Source organism: Alteromonas sp. AWJ4_197 (genome assembly GCF_056160285.1).
The window spans coordinates 1-419 of the sequence record NZ_JBSWWW010000055.1 but is presented as its reverse complement, the minus strand read 5'-3'; the positions used below and the strand labels follow the sequence as shown (position 1 = coordinate 419).

The following is a 419-nucleotide window of genomic DNA, read 5'->3' as shown; positions in this document are numbered from 1 at the left end:
TCGCGGAAGACCTCGATGACGTCGCCCCACTCGGCCTCGCGCGCGGTGTCTGTGGCGGTGATGAAGGCCCGGGCGGTGCCTTCTCCGGCGCCGCCGGCGACCACGCGGGTGGCCTCGGGCGGGTCCTGGTTCCATTTCCAGTCCACCAGGGTGCCGCCGGCCTCGGTGAGGGCCCGGGGGTAGTCCTTGGGCTGGTAGACGTCCAGGACCATGCCGGTGCCCTGTTGGGCGGGACCGTCCTGGACGACGGTCACCCCGAGCCCGGCCTGCTCGACCTGGGTCAGGACGCGGTCGGCGATCGGGTGGAAGCGCAGGGACACGCCCCCGGGGATCACCGCGCCCCGGCCGAGGTCCGGGGCCAGCCGCACGGGCAGGCCGAGCCGGTCCACGGCGTTGACCCGCACCGCGGACTTCAGCAC

Annotated in this window: 1 protein-coding gene; it reads right to left on the bottom strand. The window is 74.5% G+C overall.

Features of this window, described 5'->3' with window-relative positions; translation table 11 throughout:
• Window positions 1–419: Gp37-like protein (locus tag ACXAGC_RS20510; protein WP_474846869.1), on the bottom strand; the 419-nt coding region annotated here is incomplete at both ends.